Here is a 15,289-nt window from a genome sequence, read left to right on the forward strand (position 1 = left end):
TCCTAAAGTAGCGTTATGCGACGCGGCGCTCTAAGGCGTTTAAATTGTTTATGGTCAGAATAGACTGCTTGGTATCGATAAGGGATTCTTCCTTTAACGATGTAAAAATACGGCTGACGGTTTCAACGGCTAAGCCTAAATAGTTGGCTATGTCGGTGCGCGTCATGGGCAGTCGATATTCGTTGCGTGAAAGACCATGTTGATGCATGTGCGTGCTGATTGAAAGCAAAAAAGCGATGACTTTTTGTTCAGCACTGGTATTCACTATGTTTAAGTAGTGTTTGCTGCAATTGGCTAAACGGCGGCTCATTAGCTGCAAAAGGTTGTTTTCAACTTTGGGCAGCTCCTGCGCGAACAGTTTATTTAGCTTAATTTCGCAGAGCATGGAGGTCTCTAAGGTTTCGCAATAAGTTGCGGCTTTACCGTTGGCTAATGCCTCAAGGCCTACAATATCGCCCACCAGATGGAAGCTGGTAATCTGCTGCTTACCATTACTGTCAATGGTATAGCATTTGACCGATCCGCTTTTAATCGCGAACACAGAATTTAACGGGCGGTCCTCGCTGAAAACCACGCTGCGTTTATTATAAAGATGCGGTTCGCGGCTGCTTTTATCGAGAATCTCGACGTCGCTTGGAACCAGGCCAGCGGGGACGCAAATCGATTGCATGCTGCATTGGCTACATTGAATTGGGGTACGCATAGTCATCTCATCTACCGAATTATTGATCTGGTTCACTATACAAAACCCTCCGAATGATTTATCTACCTCTAAAGAGAGGGGGGTATTTACCCCTTTGCTTGTAGAATATCGACCGCTTCAACCGGGCAGACGACATAGCAGTTAGGCGTATCGTAATAGCCTTCACACTCTACGCACTTATCCTGATTTATTTCGTAAATGCTGTCGCCCATCGAAATCGCTTCGGTTGGGCACTCGGGTTCACAAATATCGCAGTTAATGCAACCATCGTTAATAACAATCATGCTACTTTCCTCACTGCTGCTTCTTTTATGAGAAAACAATAGGGAATGTCCTGTTTGTCTATGGCGACAGGTGTTTGAATTTTGACCTGATAACCAGACCCCGGCGCGCGGATCATAGCTTCATCTTTAAGTGACTCCATACGTGCCAGCTGAAATGGATAGTTACCTTTCGGAGTCATCAGTAGCAAGTCATCGCCAATAGAGAAGCCATTTTTTACCGCGACCTCATAGACAGAGCTGCTGTTTGCCGCCCCAGTTAGCTGACCTACCAGAATATGTTCGCCTTCACTGTGTGAACGTTCGTAGTTTTGTAAGTCCTGTGGGGTGTGACGCTGCAGAAAGCCCGGGGTAAACCCGCGGTTTGCCATACCGTTTAACTCATTAAGAAGCTCGGTATTAAAAGGTTTGCCGGCAACAGCGTCATCAATTGCCCGACGATAGACCTGAGCTGTGCGGGCAATGTAGTAGTCTGATTTGGTGCGGCCTTCAATTTTTAGTGAGTGCACACCCATTTCTACTAAGTCATTGACATATTCCACGGCGCGCAGGTCTTTGGAGTTCATAATGTAGGAGCCGTGCTGATCTTCATCGAGCAACATTAAGTCTTGTGGACGCTTGGGGTCACCAAGCAGTACTGGCTCGTACTGACCTACCGCGTTCTCTTTGGCTTCGTGAACTTCGTAGCCCCAGCGGCAGGCATTGGTGCAGGCGCCCTGATTTGGGTCGCGCTTGTTCATATAACCGGAAAGCAGGCAGCGCCCGGAGTAGGCCATACACAAAGCGCCATGTACAAAAACTTCAATTTCAATCTCCGGCACCTGCTGGCGCATTTCTGCAATTTCTTTTAAGCCCAGCTCGCGCGACAAAATAACGCGTTCAATACCTTGTTGCTGCCAGAACTTCAGCGCTGCCCAGTTAATGGTGTTGGCCTGCACCGATAAGTGCAGGGGCTGCTCAGGGAAGTTTTCCTGCAGCAGCATCACCACTCCGGGGTCGGAAACAATTAAGGCATCCGGTTTCATGTCGACAATAGCGCGAATGTGTTCAACAAACTTTGCCAATTTCGCATTATGTGGAGCAATGTTGACTACCACATAAAAGCGCTTTCCCTGTTGGTGCGCTTCGTCAATGCATTCACCCAAGTTATCCAGAGTGAAGCTGTTATTGCGTACGCGCAGGCTGTAGCGAGGCTCTCCAGCGTAGACCGCATCGGCACCATAGGCAAAGGCCATACGCATGGCTTCCGGGCTACCGGCAGGGCAAAGCAATTCAGGGCGGAAATGAGCGGCTGACATAGAACACCTGTATGACCAACGTGGCGGCAAAGATTAGCAGAAATTTCACCGACAAAACTTGATGTATATCAAGGCTTATAGCGCGCAAATACCCCCTAAGTGGTAGTTCACCCCTCCCTTCAAGGGAATTTCGCTCTATAGCTTGCTCTACTAAGCTGTGCACACTACGCCGAGCTACCGGCTCTAAGCTCTTTTATTAGGGTATGAACGGTATGCCGTGGCAATTCAGCCACCAGGGTGCTTTTGGAAACGAAAGTACCTCCCGAACTTGGAAAGGTGTGATATGCAACAATTACAAGATCGCTTCGCGCGCCGCTTTACCTATTTGCGCCTGTCATTGACCGAAAGCTGTAACTTTCGCTGTGACTATTGCCTTCCCGACGGCCCCGACTGCAGCTCCCGTAAGTATGAAATCACTTTGCCTGAAGTGCGCCGTCTGGTAACGGCTTTTGCCAAACTGGGCACCACCAAAATACGCTTAACCGGTGGTGAGCCTTGTCTGCGTAAAGACCTGACGGAAATTATCACTACCTGTAAGTCGGTTCCCGGCATTGAGAAAGTGGCTATGACCACCAATGGCTACCGAATGAAGCGCGACTTGCCCGCCTGGCGTGACGCCGGTCTGGACGCAATTAATGTCAGTATCGACAGCCTGGATCCCAGTACTTTTCATCTGGTGACCGGGCAAAATAAACTTCCGGAAATTATTGAAGGTATCGACCAGGCGGTTGATATGGACTTTGCAACGGTCAAGGTCAATACCGTGCTGCTAAAGCAATACAATGGCGGTGAGCTGCCTGAGTTTCTCAAGTTTATTAAAGACCGCAATGTGGCGTTGCGATTCATTGAGCTAATGCGTACTACGGACAATACAGAATACTATCAACGCCATCATGTCAGTGGAGAAAGCATAAAACAGCAGCTCCAGTCCGAAGGCTGGTCGCTTACTTCAAGAGCGGACAACGCTGGCCCTGCGCAGGAGTTTACGCACCCTGACTACAAAGGGAAAATGGGGCTTATTATGCCTTACAGCAAAGACTTCTGTGACGACTGCAATAGGCTGCGGGTTTCCAGCCTGGGCCAGCTGTTCTTATGCCTGTTTACCGAACAGCATCAGGATATTCGCAAGTACTTACAAAGCGATGATCCGGAACCGCTAATGAACGCACTGCGTGACAATATTATGCTGAAAGAAGCGACTCACGGCTTGCACGAGGGTAACAGCGGAGCAACGCGTCATCTGGCGATGATTGGTGGCTAACATGGTCGGCTCTAACCTAAGTTCTTCTTTCAGTAGCATACTGCTGGCTGGTGGTCGTTCTTCCCGTATGGGTAAGGACAAGGCTTTACTGCGTTTTGGTTCTGAGAACCTACTGGATTATATGCAGGCAAAGTTATCTGAGCTTGGCTGCCACAATATTATTGTCAGCCGCAATCAGCCAGGGTTTGTATCGGACACTATCCCGGAACAGGGGCCTCTATCAGGCTTGCATGCCTGTCTGCCGCATTGCCAATTTACTAAAGTATTGGTGGTACCGGTAGACATGCCGGCATTGACGGCTGAAACTTTGTTACCGCTGCTCAATAACCAGGCTTCAGCAAGTTACTATCAGGATTGTGCTCTACCTTGCGTGTTGACCAACAGCAAGGAGCTTCATACGGATATTGAACAGCAATTGTCGGGCCCCAATGGTCGGCGATCAGTTTTTGCACTGCTGCAACGGTTTAACGCGCAAGCCTTGCCTTGCCAGAACGAATCACAACTGGTCAATACCAATACCCCGGACCAATGGTCACAACTCTGTCAAATTCACGGCCAGAATCAGGAGTGGATGCATGAAAGCTAATAAATCCTTTAAGCCATTAAACATTGCTGTGGTGACTTTTTCAGATAAACGCACCCGGGCGGACGACAGCACCGGCGACCTGCTGCAGAAGCTCATGGAAAACGACGGCCACAAGGTCGTGGAACGCGAAGTACTCAGTCACGACAAATACCAGATTAGAGCATTGGTCAGTCAGTGGATAGCGCGTGAAGATATTCAAGTTGTGGTGACCAATGGCGGCACCGGTTTCGCGCTGGATAACGTCACTCAGGACGCACTAATGCCGCTACTGGACAGTCATATTGATGGCTTTGGTGAGTTATTCAGGCAACTGTCTTTTGCTGATATCGGTACCTCCAGCGTTCAGTCACGGGCGTTTGCCGGATTAGCAAACCGTACCTTAGTTGCAGCAGTACCAGGCTCCGGCGGCGCTGCACAGCTGGCCTGGGACAGCTTGCTGGGCCCACAGTTGGATTCACGTCAGGGCCCCTGTAATTTCGTCGGCCATCTGTCATAAGGAAAACACATGAGTGAATTAACCCATCTGAATCAGCACGGCGAAGCCCATATGGTGGATGTTGCTGATAAAGCCACCACTACGCGCATAGCAGTGGCACAAAGCAGGCTACGTAGCCGCACAGACGTGATTGAGCTGCTGGAAGCCGCCGCGGCTAAAAAGGGCGATGTCCTGGCCACAGCACGCATTGCCGGCATTATGGCTGCCAAAAAATGCAGCGAGCTGATTCCTCTTTGCCACCCGTTAGCCCTAACCAAAGTCACTATCGACTTCGAACTTGACCATGAAAAAGGCGAAGTTCGCATTCAGAGTCTCTGCAAGGTAACCGGTAGTACAGGCGTGGAAATGGAAGCTTTGACGGCGGCATCGGTCGCGGCCTTAACGGTGTACGACATGTGCAAAGCGGTTGATCCGGCCATGGTCATAACCGACACCTGTCTGCTTGAGAAAGAAGGTGGCAAAAGAGGTCACTGGACACGAGGAGGTACGCCGTTGTGATCACCGTAAAATTTTTTGCTGTATTGCGAGAGCGGTTAGGGTTAGCAGAAACGCAGGTGGATGCTGACGTCAGTACAGTACAAGAGCTGGTTCAGGTATTAAAACAACAGTCTGAGCGCTACGCTAAAGAGCTGGATCGCTATCAGTTGCTGTGTGCGGTTAATCAAAACTTATTGCCGCTAACAACGGAAGTTAAAGACGGTGATGAAGTGGCGCTGTTCCCGCCGGTTACCGGTGGTTAGGAGTTACTCATGAGTATCAGCGTTCGGGTTCAGCAAGAAGACTTTGATTTAGCCACAGAATATCAACGCCTCGCACAGAATAAGCAGTGCGGTGCGGTGGTGACTTTTACGGGTTTGGTGCGGGACTCGGTTGAGGGTGGTTTACGCGGTCTCGAGCTTGAGCATTACCCGGGAATGACTGAAAAGGCACTAGCCTCTATCGTTGAAGAGGCTCAGAAACGCTGGGACCTGCATGGCGTGACGGTTATCCATCGGGTAGGTTATCTGGCGCTGAATGAACAAATTGTTATGGTGGCCGTTGCCAGTGGCCATCGGCAGGCAGCTTTCTCGGCTGCCAGCTTTATTATGGATTACTTAAAAACACAGGCGCCTTTCTGGAAGAAAGAACATACAGAAAAAGGCGAGCACTGGGTAGAAGCAAAGCAAAGTGATCAGCAAGCGGCAGAGCAGTGGAGTCAGCAGTAGTGAAGCTTTGGAGTTTGTTGTTATTGCTTTTTTCATCGTCGGTATGGGCTACAGACTTAACCATAGCGGCAGCATCCAGCTACCGGTCTTTGTTGACCGAGCTGGCAGATGAGTTTGAGCAGCGCGAGAATGTTTCTGTACGCTTGGTTTTCGGCTCCTCCGGCAAGCTGGCTACTCAAATTCAGCACGGTGCGCCGTACGACCTCTATTTTTCGGCCGACGTTAGCTACCTTCAGCATCTGCAAACATCGGGCTATTTAAGCGGAAAAATTATCACCGATGGCTATGGGCAACTGGTGTTGTGGAGCGCGAAAGCGGGCTTACTGCCTGAGTCGATTGAACAGCTGAGCGAGATGAAATCCGTTACTCTGGCGATTGCCCAGCCGCGCCATGCTCCTTTTGGCAAGGCGGCTATGCGCGTTTTAGAGAACCACCAGCTTGCTGATGCGGTTGAGGGGCAGTTGGTTTACGCAGAAAATGTCGCTCAGGCAGCCCAAATGGCCTTGTCAGGTGCAGCCGATATGGCCTTTGTTGCGGTCTCCGTTCTGCCATTTGAGGCTCGCGACGACAATCAGTTGCTAGTATTGCCTCTGAGTGACGAGCGCTTATTGGAGCAATCACATGCGGTGTTAAAGCGCGCTGATGATTTGAACTTAGCAATACAGTTCAGTCAGTTTACACAGAGAGAGGAGTTTAACCCTCTTAAACGTAAGCATGGGTTAATGCCGGATAACAGAGCGGGGGCCAGCAATGAGTAGCACAGACTGGCAAGCGGTAGTTCTGACATTGCAGTTAGGCGCTTACAGTACGCTTATTCTGTTACTGCTGGCGACGCCTATTGCCTGGTGGCTGGCGAATCAGCGCAGCTGGCTGGTAGCTCCGGTTCAGGCCATTGTGGCTTTGCCATTGGTGTTACCGCCGACAGTATTAGGTTTTTATCTACTCATTTGGCTAGGTCCTAACGGTTTTATTGGATCTACGCTGGAGTCCTGGGGGCTGAACCATCTGGCGTTTAGTTTCGAAGGCATTCTTATTGGTTCGGTTATTTATTCCTTACCCTTTGCGGTGCAGCCACTGGTGGAGTCTTTTCGGCAACTGGGTAAAGAGCAACTGGATGTTGCAGCAACTCTGGGTGCCGGCTGGTGGCGTCGCTTCTGGACCATTGTATTGCCCTCTTGTCAGGGCGGGTTCCTCATTGCGGCAACTCTGAGCTTTGCCCATACCTTAGGCGAGTTTGGTGTCATTTTAATGCTTGGTGGCAGTATACCGGGAGAAACCCAGGTTTTGTCGGTGCTTATTTACGACCATGCCGAAGCCATGAACTACGGCGCGGCTGAGCGGTTGTCGCTGGGTCTGTTGTTATTTGCCTTTACCGTACTGGTCTCAGTTTATGCCTGGCAGAGGCGCGCTCAGCGTGGAGGGCGGTTATGTTAACGGTCAATATAGAACAACAACAGGGCGACTTCTGTCTGCAGTTGGCGCACAGTTTTGCCGATGACCGTGTGACCGCCATTTTTGGCCCGTCGGGCTGCGGTAAAAGTACTTTATTACGAGCTATCGCCGGATTAACTCCGGGTCTGAAAGGCAGTGTCCGCTGGCGGGATGCACTCTGGCATTCGCGCAAACCGCGCATGAAAACGGAGCAACGTGGACTGGCACTGGTATTTCAACAGGCTCACTTGTTTACCACTATGTCGGTCGAAAATAACCTAAGATACGGCATGCCGAAAAACGTCAGTGACAGTGAATTGGCTATCGGCTTTGCTGAGGTCGTTGATATGTTGTCACTTAGAGAGCTGCTGCAGCGTAAGCCGGGCCAGCTTTCCGGAGGGCAGCAGCAGCGCGTAGCCATTGGCAGGGCATTGTTGTCACAGCCACAGTTATTATTACTCGATGAGCCCATGAATGGTCTGGATGCAACCGCGAAAAAACAAATTCTTACCGATTTACGACGAATACAGAATCGCTTCCGGTTACCTATGTTGCTGGTGTCGCATCATGTTGAGGAAGTGGTGCAGCTGGCCGACGACGTAGTAATCATGGCGGATGGGAAGCTCGTCTCCAGCGGTACTTTGCAGACCCAGATCGATTCTCTGGCCGGCCACAGCGAAGGGCCGCTGTCGGTGTTATCGGTAACGCCACCGAACCAAACGGCCGGGCGTGTTAATGCCACCGATGAACTGCTTGCATGGCAATTGGCGGAGCAGCAACTCTGGCTACCGGTCAATGCCGCTGTCGATGTGACAGGTGTGAGCGAGGCAAAAACACGCGCGGCGGGGCGGCTACTTGTCTGGGCGAGAGACGTCAGTATTGCGACAGGATATTTACCTAATACCTCACTGACGAACCAGGTCGTCGCGCGTATTATCGACTTTGAACCTGCGAAGCATGTTGCTGAGACCGTTGTTGTTTTAACCGTTGGTGACCAGATACTCCGGGCATTGGTAACCAATGCCTCGGTTAAACGTCTGAACTTACAGTTGCAACAACAGGTTTATGCATCATTTAAAGCAGCCGCTATGCATTAAGAAAGCGATAAGCAAAGCGGTTCAGTCTTTCAGTTCTGGTATTGGCTGCCAGCTCAACCTCAATAAAAGACACTTTCTTTGTCTGCATTAACGCCTGCTGAACGGCGTCTTCAAGTTGTGCACTTTGGCTGACGCGATAATAGTCACAGTTCATGCTCTGACTTAACTGCTGATAGTCCCAGCCATTGAGATTGGTGCATTCAAGTTGAGGTGCAAAAGCCTGGATCATGTCCCAGCAACGGTTATTAAAGAGCACAATAATTGGGGCATAATCATGTCGTTGAAAATGTCCAAGCTCCAGTCCGGTCATCAGGAAAGCGCCATCGCCTACCAACACCATGGGCCGCATGCCCGTAGCGGCCTGAATACCATAGGCTGCGGGTATGGAGTAGCCCATCGAGGCATAGTAGGCGGGGGCCAGACAAAGACTGGGTTCGGCCTGTAACGAGGCAAACAGGCAATCGCCGACATCGGTCACAAAAGGAACCACCTGCTCACTGCGTGCCAGTTGCTGATGAATGGTGCGCATCACGTTGTCGGCATTAAAGGTATCATCAGGTATAGAGCAACTGCCGGTCGCGGCTATAGAGTAGTGGTAGTCTGGGAGGTTACCTTGCTCTAACTTGCGGAATAGCTTATCCAGCTGCACATGGTGGTAAGCACTTTTTTCTATCTGACAGTGGTTCTGCTGAATATCCACCAGCTTCTCATTATTAAAGAGTGGATTATGGGCGGCAAAGTTACTGTCTGTGCGGATAACCCCCACCGCCAGAATTAAGTCGGTCTGCTCCAGTAACTGGTAGGCCCGGGTATCAGCATCATCAAGAAATACGCCGGCAAAGTTAGGGTGTGTATGATCAACCACCGCGCGTCCGAGAAAGGTGGTGATAATTGGAATGCCGGTTTTCTTACTGAAGTTCTCCAGTTCAGCAGAGGCGTTAAAGCGGCGCACATCGATACCTGCCAGAATTACGGGGTTTTTTGCTTTTTCCAGACGTTTTTTTAGCTGTGAGGTCAGGCTGGACAGCTCTGTATCTGGCATTTCCGGTACGGCTAAGGCCTGAGGTGGTTCAACGGGGTAATCGTAAGCATCCCGCGCAACTTCAATTAATACCGGGCGAGAATACTTACGGCAGGCAGCTAGCGCTTTTTGCAGTTGTTCGGTAGCCGTTAGCGGTGAATTTATTCGCACCTGACAGCAGGTGACTTGTTCATAAATAAGGCGCTGCGAGTCAACCTGCTTGGCCTGGTGATGAATGCTTAACCCACGATCAATTTCTTTTTGCGCCGGAAAGCCTGCAACGATAATGAGCGGAACGTGCTCTTCATAGGCTTGAGCAACGGAATTCACTGCATTGAGTGCACCAGCACCATAGGTGAGAAACACCGCCGATGGCCGGTTACAAATACGGGCCGCAGCATCTGCGCAAAAGGTAATAGCTGGCTCATGGCTCAGGTAATGAAAAGGCATGCGCTGGCGACTTTGAATGTCTGCCAGTAGCGGCAGAATAAAGTCGCCCGGAATGCCGAACAGTTCGTTTATGCCAAGTTCTTCAAATTGCTCTAATAGTACGTCTGTAAATTTCATGGACACCCTCCCGGAAGGAACAGTGTCCATGTTTTGCGTCAGGCCGAATTGATTTTGGTCAACATTTACCGCAACAGTGAGGAAAAAGGCAGAATGGTGACTTCTTCGCCCGCATTCACAGGGCCGCGGTCCTGCTCTAGTCGGATAAAGCAGTTGGCACGTTTCAGTGTACTTAACACGGCGGAGCTTTGCGAACCGGCACTGCTGACTTTAAGCTGACTATTGTTGTCCTGCTCAAACCAGCCACGCTGAAAGTCGGCCCGGCCCGGACGCTTTTTCAAATATTCCGCCGCCGTTGCCTGATAAGATTCACTACTGATGTGTTTTTCACCGGAGAGATGCTTCAACACCGGCTGTGTCAGTTGATCCATGGTCACGGCTGCTGCAACCGGGTTGCCGGGTAAACCAAAGAACCAGGTGTCTTTAAGTTTGCCAAAGGCAAAAGGTTTACCCGGCTTCATAGCGACCTTCCAGAATGAAACCGAGCCCAATTGTTCTAAAGCGGTTTTGGTAAAATCGGCGTCACCGACGGAGACACCGCCACTGGTTATCACTGCGTCGCAATTTTGTGTTGCGTCTTGTAATGCCTGGCTTATAGCTTCTAAGTCATCATTCAGCCGGCCAAGGTTAACAGCCTCGACGCCCATTTTCTCCAGCATAGCCAGTAACAAATAACGGTTGCTGTCAAAAATTTGCCCGCTTTTCAGCTTTCCGCCAGGGGCTACTAATTCATCACCGGTTGAGAACACGGCAATTTTCGGTTTACGGTAAACGGCCACTTCTTCAATACCCAGTGATGCCAGCAAGCCAATATCAACCGGACTTAAGCGTGTACCCGTTGCTATCACTTCTTCACCCAGAGCAATATCGCTGCCCCGGCGGCGAATATTATCGCTTTCAGCGACATTCTGTAGCACGGTAATTTCACTTTTATCCTGATTAGCTTCAGTATTTTCCTGAATGATAACGGCGTCTACTGAATCAGGTATGGGGGCACCGGTCATAATACGAACGCACCCGTTTTCAGGGATAGCATCGTTATAAGGGTGTCCCGCAGCGGCAACTCCGACAACTTTTAAGCGAGAACCTTTCTTCGCTTCACTGCTGCGGACAGCGTATCCGTCCATGGCCGAATTATCATAACCGGGAACATCCAACGTTGAATTTACCGGCCGGTTGAGGATACGCCCCAGCGCTTCCGATAATTCAACCGTCTCTTTGTCAGTTATGGTTGAAACGGTATTGAGCATGTTCTCTAGTGCCTGCTCAACAGGCATTAGTGACGGGTTACTCATACTTATTCACCTTGTTGATTAACCATCCAGACTGCGGCCTCAACACGAGAGCGCAAGCCCAGCTTTTTCAGTAAGTGTTTAACATGCACCTTAACGGTACCATCGGATATGTCCAGCTCGCGGGCAATGACTTTGTTACTCATGCCTTTAGCAATTAAGCTTAGAATTTCATGCTCGCGGTTGGTTAAGGTACTCAATTGCGAAGTAGCAGACTGAGTTGGCTGGCGCAAAGCTGTAGCCAGTATTTCGGTGATGGCTTCGCTTAACACCATTTTTCCGGTCACTGCGCGGTGAATTTGTTCTAACAGAAGCTCGGGTTCCATATCTTTTAGCAAGTAACCGTCAGCGCCATTAGTAATAGCTGCCACCACGTCGTCGTCGGCGTCACTAACCGTGAGCATGATAATGCGCGATGTCACCCCGGAATCCCGAAGCTTTTTCAGGGTTTCTATGCCATCCATACCATGCATGTTGAGATCCAGAACAATCAGGTCGGGATCGTGCTCAGCAGCTAACTCCAGTGCGTCCGGGCCGTTACTGGCTTCGGCGACAACAGTCATGTCGTCTTCCATGGCAATCAGCTGTTTTAGTCCTTTTCGCAGTAGTGGATGATCGTCCACTAACATAATGCTGGCTGCTTCGGTTGTCATAGTCTTCTCCCTTGTGTACTTAACTCAGTTAGTTTGACATAGCTGGTGTTTAAATTCACCGCACATAGCCAGAACTTACACTTTTGAATAACATTTTTACCCATAATTAGGTAAAGCATTACCCCATAATAACCCTAAAAGTAACTCTTGATGTGAGTTGTATCTAACCGGCCTTAGTAGCAAAGTCTTTAGTCATAAAATAAAACGAATAATTGCGACGATATGGATAAGGCTTCGGCGACAAATACAGTCAGCGACGTGCAGGGAAACCTCGGTTCTCACGCGGTTTTGCGCTGGCTAACGCTCAGTGTATTGTTACTTGGCGTTACCTTTTGGGCAAGCTGGAGTGTTATTGTCGTTCTGTTGGCAAAATCCAATGCCAACTTAACGCCCAGTCAGCTTATGTCATTAGTCGCTATAGCGGGTGCCAGTGGCGCTCTGTCCCGACTACTAGGTACTTTGGTTGTTAACCAGCTCGGGCGCTGGATGCCAGCTGTTATTGCAACCATTATGTTGCTGGTCAGTATTGATAGTTTTGTGCAGTTTTCAGATACGAACATTACTTATCCGGTGCTTGCATTATTAGCTGCGCTATCGGGTATTGGTTGCACGATGTTTGCGCCGGCATTTGATCTAACCCGCCAATATAAAGGCTCTTTGAATTTACCGTTGTCTATGAGTGTGGTTATTGGTATGACCATATTCTCTTTATTTCTGGCGCAGTTGGCGGTGCCGTTACTGGCAACCTGGCAGCCTGACGGAATGGAATCTTCTTTAGTACTGCAACGCAGTAGCGGGAACTTTTTCGCGCGTGTTGATGCCGGTGAGCCTATTCTGTTAAACAGTTTCAGTTGTGTCTGGGCTGTTTTATTCACTTTTACCGCTATTGTGAGTGTTGGTGCTGCATTATTTGTCCCGAAAAAGCAGTCGTTGCCTAAGGTAACCATACGAAAGCTTCTTACCCAAAACGGTCATGCCTGGTACTGCAGTATTCTCTATAACATGACTTTTGGCAGTTTTATTGGTTTTGCCATGGCGTTGCCATTGTTGCTTGAGTTTGTATTTGGTTACAGCACGTTAATTCTGGTCTGGATGGGACCTTTTGTCGCTTTACTGGCCCGACCTTTTGGCCGTTGGTTGGCCGGAATTTTTGGTGGTGCTCTGGTAACACAAATCAGTTTATTGTTAATGATGGTTTTTGGTGCGGTAGCCGGGCGTTATATGTATTTTGCTCAGCACGGTCCAACAGAAATTTATTTTGAACCCTTTTTTATCAGTATGCTGGGTCTGATTTTTACCAGTGCCTTAGGGAACGGGTCGGTAGTGGTGACTATGAGAAAGGTGTTTCCACGAACCTACACTCATAGAGTATTAATTTGGGCGGGTACCATCGCAATGTTGGGGGCGGTCTATTTGCCACTGCGCTTTGCCTGGGCGCTAAAATCGCAAAGCACCGATACCGTTTACATCGATTTTATTGTGTTCTACGTGATTGGTTTACTGCTGAACGGTTTTATCTACTTGCGCCGGCACGGCCAGTTCTATAACCCCTAGGCAGACCGGTTATTGCAACAGGTAGTCCGGGGTAAAGGAAAAGAGCACTTCTGTGCCTCCTGCAGCAAGCCGCGACATATTAATTTCACCACCTAAGTTACGGCTGCGCTCCTGCATAATGGCCAGTCCATAATGGTTAACCTTCTCTGCATTTTCCGGTAAACCGACACCGTCATCAGTAATTCTGAGTTCGACATCCTGCCCGCCGGGTTGCGAAAGGCTGATGTGAACCTGAGTTCCCTGGCTGTGGTTGACCGCGTTTTGGCTGGCTTCACGAATAATCTGCAGCAAATGAATTTCTTCATGCGGAGCCAGCGGTATGTTATTCAGACGGTAGTCCAGATTAATGGCCATGTCGCTTTGCTCAGTTAATTGCTTAACCGTAGTTTGCAGTGCGTTATAAAGGCCGGAACCGTCTACTTTCAGGCGGAAGGTAGTCAGTAGTTCACGCAGTTGACGATAGGCTGAATTTAAACCTTCACGAAGTTCGCTACTGACATCGTCAATAGTTGCGCGGTCGTTTTTTTCAATGCCTTTGTGCAAACGTGTCACCTGTATTTTGAGGTAGGACAGCGCTTGTGCCAGAGAGTCATGCAATTCACGGGCAATAACGGTACGCTCGTGCATCAGAGCCAGTCTGCGTACTTGCTCTTCTTCAGACTTGAGGCTTTGTGATAAGGCCAGTTGATCGGCGGTTGAACTCATCAGTTGTTGCTGCCAGGTAGCCAGCGGCTGGTTTTGCTCGCAACGTACAATGAGTACGCCGTAATTTTGATCTTCTCTTTTTAAAACAAAACGATAAACGAGTTTGTCCTGCATAACCGATGCGCCTGGTCCCGCCTTAATACAGGTAGCACAATCGCCGGCATCACAAGGGTCATGTGAATTCGGGCGAGGTTGTAACTGTAGGAATGGGCGGCTGCCTTCCTCGGTTAAAAGGCAAAGTTCTATGTCTTCCACTTCGCCAACTTCATAGAGCTTTTCTACAACTTGCTGATAATTGTTGTAGTCGTAGCTGTGAACAATAATGGAGCGAGCGGTATCGTACAGAAAGGATAAAACTTTGTTCTTACGCGACAGTTCCTGGGTTTGTTGTTCCACCCTGCGCTCAAGACCGCCGTAAAAATAACTGACGGTTTCTGACATTTTATTCATGGTGCGTGAAAGCTGACCAATTTCATCTTCGTTATTGAGCTTAGATTTAGCGGTGAAGTCGCCTTGGCCTAAACGCTTAGAGACCGACAATAAATGCATGAGCGGCTGATCAATTTTGCGTTTAAGTACAGTCAGCAGAAAGAAAAAGATAGCAACAATGACGAAGGACGCCAGGGCCAGAGCACTGCGGACCGTCTCCATGCGGTGCTCTGAATGTTCCTGCAGTTGACCTACCAGAGTATCCAGTTGGTTAACGTAGTTATCGATGGCTTCATTTTGCTCTTGAGAGAAACTGACAAAGCCCTGTTCGGCAATACCCGTTTGAACACGCTCCCACTCTGTCCGGGCTTCCTCGGCCAACTGCTGAATGCTGCCACCAGCCTTAACGAAATGGCGATTAAGCAGAGGCTTTTCCCACAAGGTTCCAATGTCCTGAGCTGTTTGATTTGCCTGCTGGGTTTCACCGTTAGATAACTGAAACGCAAACTTATAGGCTTTCATGCGGTGCGAGCCGGCTACGTTGATAAGCTCAGCATCTTGTTCGGACTTCTCTAAAAGCCAAAATGCCGATAAAGAGGAGGCGCTGGCCACGATCACGATAAGCGCAAGCGAAATTCTAAAAACATTAATAATAGATGCGTTGCGTATCATTCCGGACCACATTCAGAGTAAAAATTCAGCTACATGAT

At 49.4% G+C, this 15,289-nt stretch carries 17 protein-coding genes and 1 riboswitch; of the genes, 10 read left to right on the forward strand and 7 right to left on the reverse strand.

Features of this window, described 5'->3' with window-relative positions:
• Positions 1 to 13 precede the first annotated feature (13 nt).
• From K5X84_RS00695 to K5X84_RS00705, 3 genes are all read right to left on the reverse strand, one after another.
• Positions 14 to 670: a helix-turn-helix domain-containing protein gene (locus K5X84_RS00695; RefSeq protein WP_224797672.1), complete on the reverse strand. Its 657-nt coding sequence runs from the start codon at positions 668 to 670 to the stop codon at positions 14 to 16.
• A 119-nt stretch (positions 671 to 789) separates the two neighbouring features.
• A complete protein-coding gene (locus K5X84_RS00700) occupies positions 790 to 987 on the reverse strand; it encodes a 4Fe-4S binding protein (RefSeq protein ID WP_222236220.1) in 198 nt (65 codons plus the stop codon).
• Positions 984 to 2,282, reverse strand: coding sequence for a peptidase U32 family protein (locus K5X84_RS00705; RefSeq protein ID WP_222236222.1), 1,299 nt, complete (start codon positions 2,280 to 2,282; stop codon positions 984 to 986). Before K5X84_RS00705 ends, K5X84_RS00700 begins: the two co-directional genes overlap by 4 nt.
• A 155-nt stretch (positions 2,283 to 2,437) precedes the next feature.
• Positions 2,438 to 2,577, forward strand: a riboswitch (molybdenum cofactor riboswitch).
• Between K5X84_RS00705 and moaA the strand changes: the two genes are divergently transcribed.
• The 9 genes from moaA (at position 2,566) to modC (ending at position 8,358) form a co-directional block, all read left to right on the forward strand.
• Positions 2,566 to 3,543, forward strand: coding sequence for a GTP 3',8-cyclase MoaA (gene moaA / locus K5X84_RS00710; protein ID WP_222236224.1), 978 nt, complete (start codon positions 2,566 to 2,568; stop codon positions 3,541 to 3,543). (Overlaps the previous riboswitch by 12 nt.)
• Before the next feature lies 1 nt (position 3,544).
• Positions 3,545 to 4,129, forward strand: coding sequence for a molybdenum cofactor guanylyltransferase (gene mobA / locus K5X84_RS00715; protein ID WP_222236226.1), 585 nt, complete (start codon positions 3,545 to 3,547; stop codon positions 4,127 to 4,129).
• Positions 4,119 to 4,625 carry a molybdenum cofactor synthesis domain-containing protein gene (locus tag K5X84_RS00720; protein WP_054488680.1) on the forward strand — a complete coding sequence of 169 codons (507 nt, stop codon included), beginning with the start codon at positions 4,119 to 4,121 and terminating at the stop codon, positions 4,623 to 4,625. Before mobA ends, K5X84_RS00720 begins: the two co-directional genes overlap by 11 nt.
• Positions 4,626 to 4,634: 9 nt before the next feature.
• The gene (moaC, locus tag K5X84_RS00725; protein WP_199494010.1) at positions 4,635 to 5,123 is read left to right on the forward strand and encodes a cyclic pyranopterin monophosphate synthase MoaC; all 489 of its coding nucleotides are present in this window, start codon (positions 4,635 to 4,637) and stop codon (positions 5,121 to 5,123) included.
• On the forward strand, positions 5,120 to 5,365 hold the full coding sequence (gene moaD / locus K5X84_RS00730; RefSeq protein ID WP_054488676.1) for a molybdopterin converting factor subunit 1: 246 nt from the start codon (positions 5,120 to 5,122) through the stop codon (positions 5,363 to 5,365). The genes moaC and moaD overlap by 4 nt, the downstream gene beginning before the upstream one ends.
• A gap of 9 nt (positions 5,366 to 5,374) precedes the next feature.
• Positions 5,375 to 5,830 (forward strand): molybdopterin synthase catalytic subunit MoaE, encoded by a 456-nt coding sequence (gene moaE / locus K5X84_RS00735; RefSeq protein WP_222236228.1) that lies wholly within the window; start codon positions 5,375 to 5,377, stop codon positions 5,828 to 5,830.
• Entirely contained in the window at positions 5,830 to 6,588 is a 759-nt protein-coding gene (modA, locus tag K5X84_RS00740) for a molybdate ABC transporter substrate-binding protein (protein ID WP_222236230.1), read from the forward strand. Before moaE ends, modA begins: the two co-directional genes overlap by 1 nt.
• Positions 6,581 to 7,264, forward strand: coding sequence for a molybdate ABC transporter permease subunit (modB, locus tag K5X84_RS00745; RefSeq protein ID WP_222236232.1), 684 nt, complete (start codon positions 6,581 to 6,583; stop codon positions 7,262 to 7,264). Before modA ends, modB begins: the two co-directional genes overlap by 8 nt.
• On the forward strand, positions 7,258 to 8,358 hold the full coding sequence (gene modC, locus K5X84_RS00750) for a molybdenum ABC transporter ATP-binding protein (RefSeq protein WP_222236234.1): 1,101 nt from the start codon (positions 7,258 to 7,260) through the stop codon (positions 8,356 to 8,358). Before modB ends, modC begins: the two co-directional genes overlap by 7 nt.
• Here modC and K5X84_RS00755 read toward each other — a convergent pair.
• The 3 genes from K5X84_RS00755 to narL all read right to left on the reverse strand — a co-directional run bounded on the left by K5X84_RS00755 (position 8,348) and on the right by narL (position 11,891).
• The gene (locus K5X84_RS00755) at positions 8,348 to 9,946 is read right to left on the reverse strand and encodes a thiamine pyrophosphate-binding protein (protein WP_222236236.1); all 1,599 of its coding nucleotides are present in this window, start codon (positions 9,944 to 9,946) and stop codon (positions 8,348 to 8,350) included. The genes modC and K5X84_RS00755 overlap by 11 nt on opposite strands.
• A gap of 65 nt (positions 9,947 to 10,011) precedes the next feature.
• The gene (gene moeA / locus K5X84_RS00760) at positions 10,012 to 11,241 is read right to left on the reverse strand and encodes a molybdopterin molybdotransferase MoeA (RefSeq protein WP_222236238.1); all 1,230 of its coding nucleotides are present in this window, start codon (positions 11,239 to 11,241) and stop codon (positions 10,012 to 10,014) included.
• Between the two features lie 2 nt (positions 11,242 to 11,243).
• Positions 11,244 to 11,891 carry a two-component system response regulator NarL gene (gene narL / locus K5X84_RS00765; RefSeq protein ID WP_054488662.1) on the reverse strand — a complete coding sequence of 216 codons (648 nt, stop codon included), beginning with the start codon at positions 11,889 to 11,891 and terminating at the stop codon, positions 11,244 to 11,246.
• Between the two features lie 222 nt (positions 11,892 to 12,113).
• Here narL and K5X84_RS00770 point away from each other — a divergent pair, with 222 nt between their 5' ends.
• Entirely contained in the window at positions 12,114 to 13,445 is a 1,332-nt protein-coding gene (locus K5X84_RS00770; protein WP_222236240.1) for an MFS transporter, read from the forward strand.
• 9 nt (positions 13,446 to 13,454) lie between these two features.
• Here K5X84_RS00770 and K5X84_RS00775 read toward each other — a convergent pair whose 3' ends face one another.
• Positions 13,455 to 15,251, reverse strand: coding sequence for an ATP-binding protein (locus K5X84_RS00775; protein WP_222236242.1), 1,797 nt, complete (start codon positions 15,249 to 15,251; stop codon positions 13,455 to 13,457).
• Positions 15,252 to 15,289: the final 38 nt, after the last annotated feature.

This window comes from Idiomarina abyssalis (assembly GCF_019797805.1).
GTDB lineage: Bacteria > Pseudomonadota > Gammaproteobacteria > Enterobacterales > Alteromonadaceae > Idiomarina > Idiomarina abyssalis.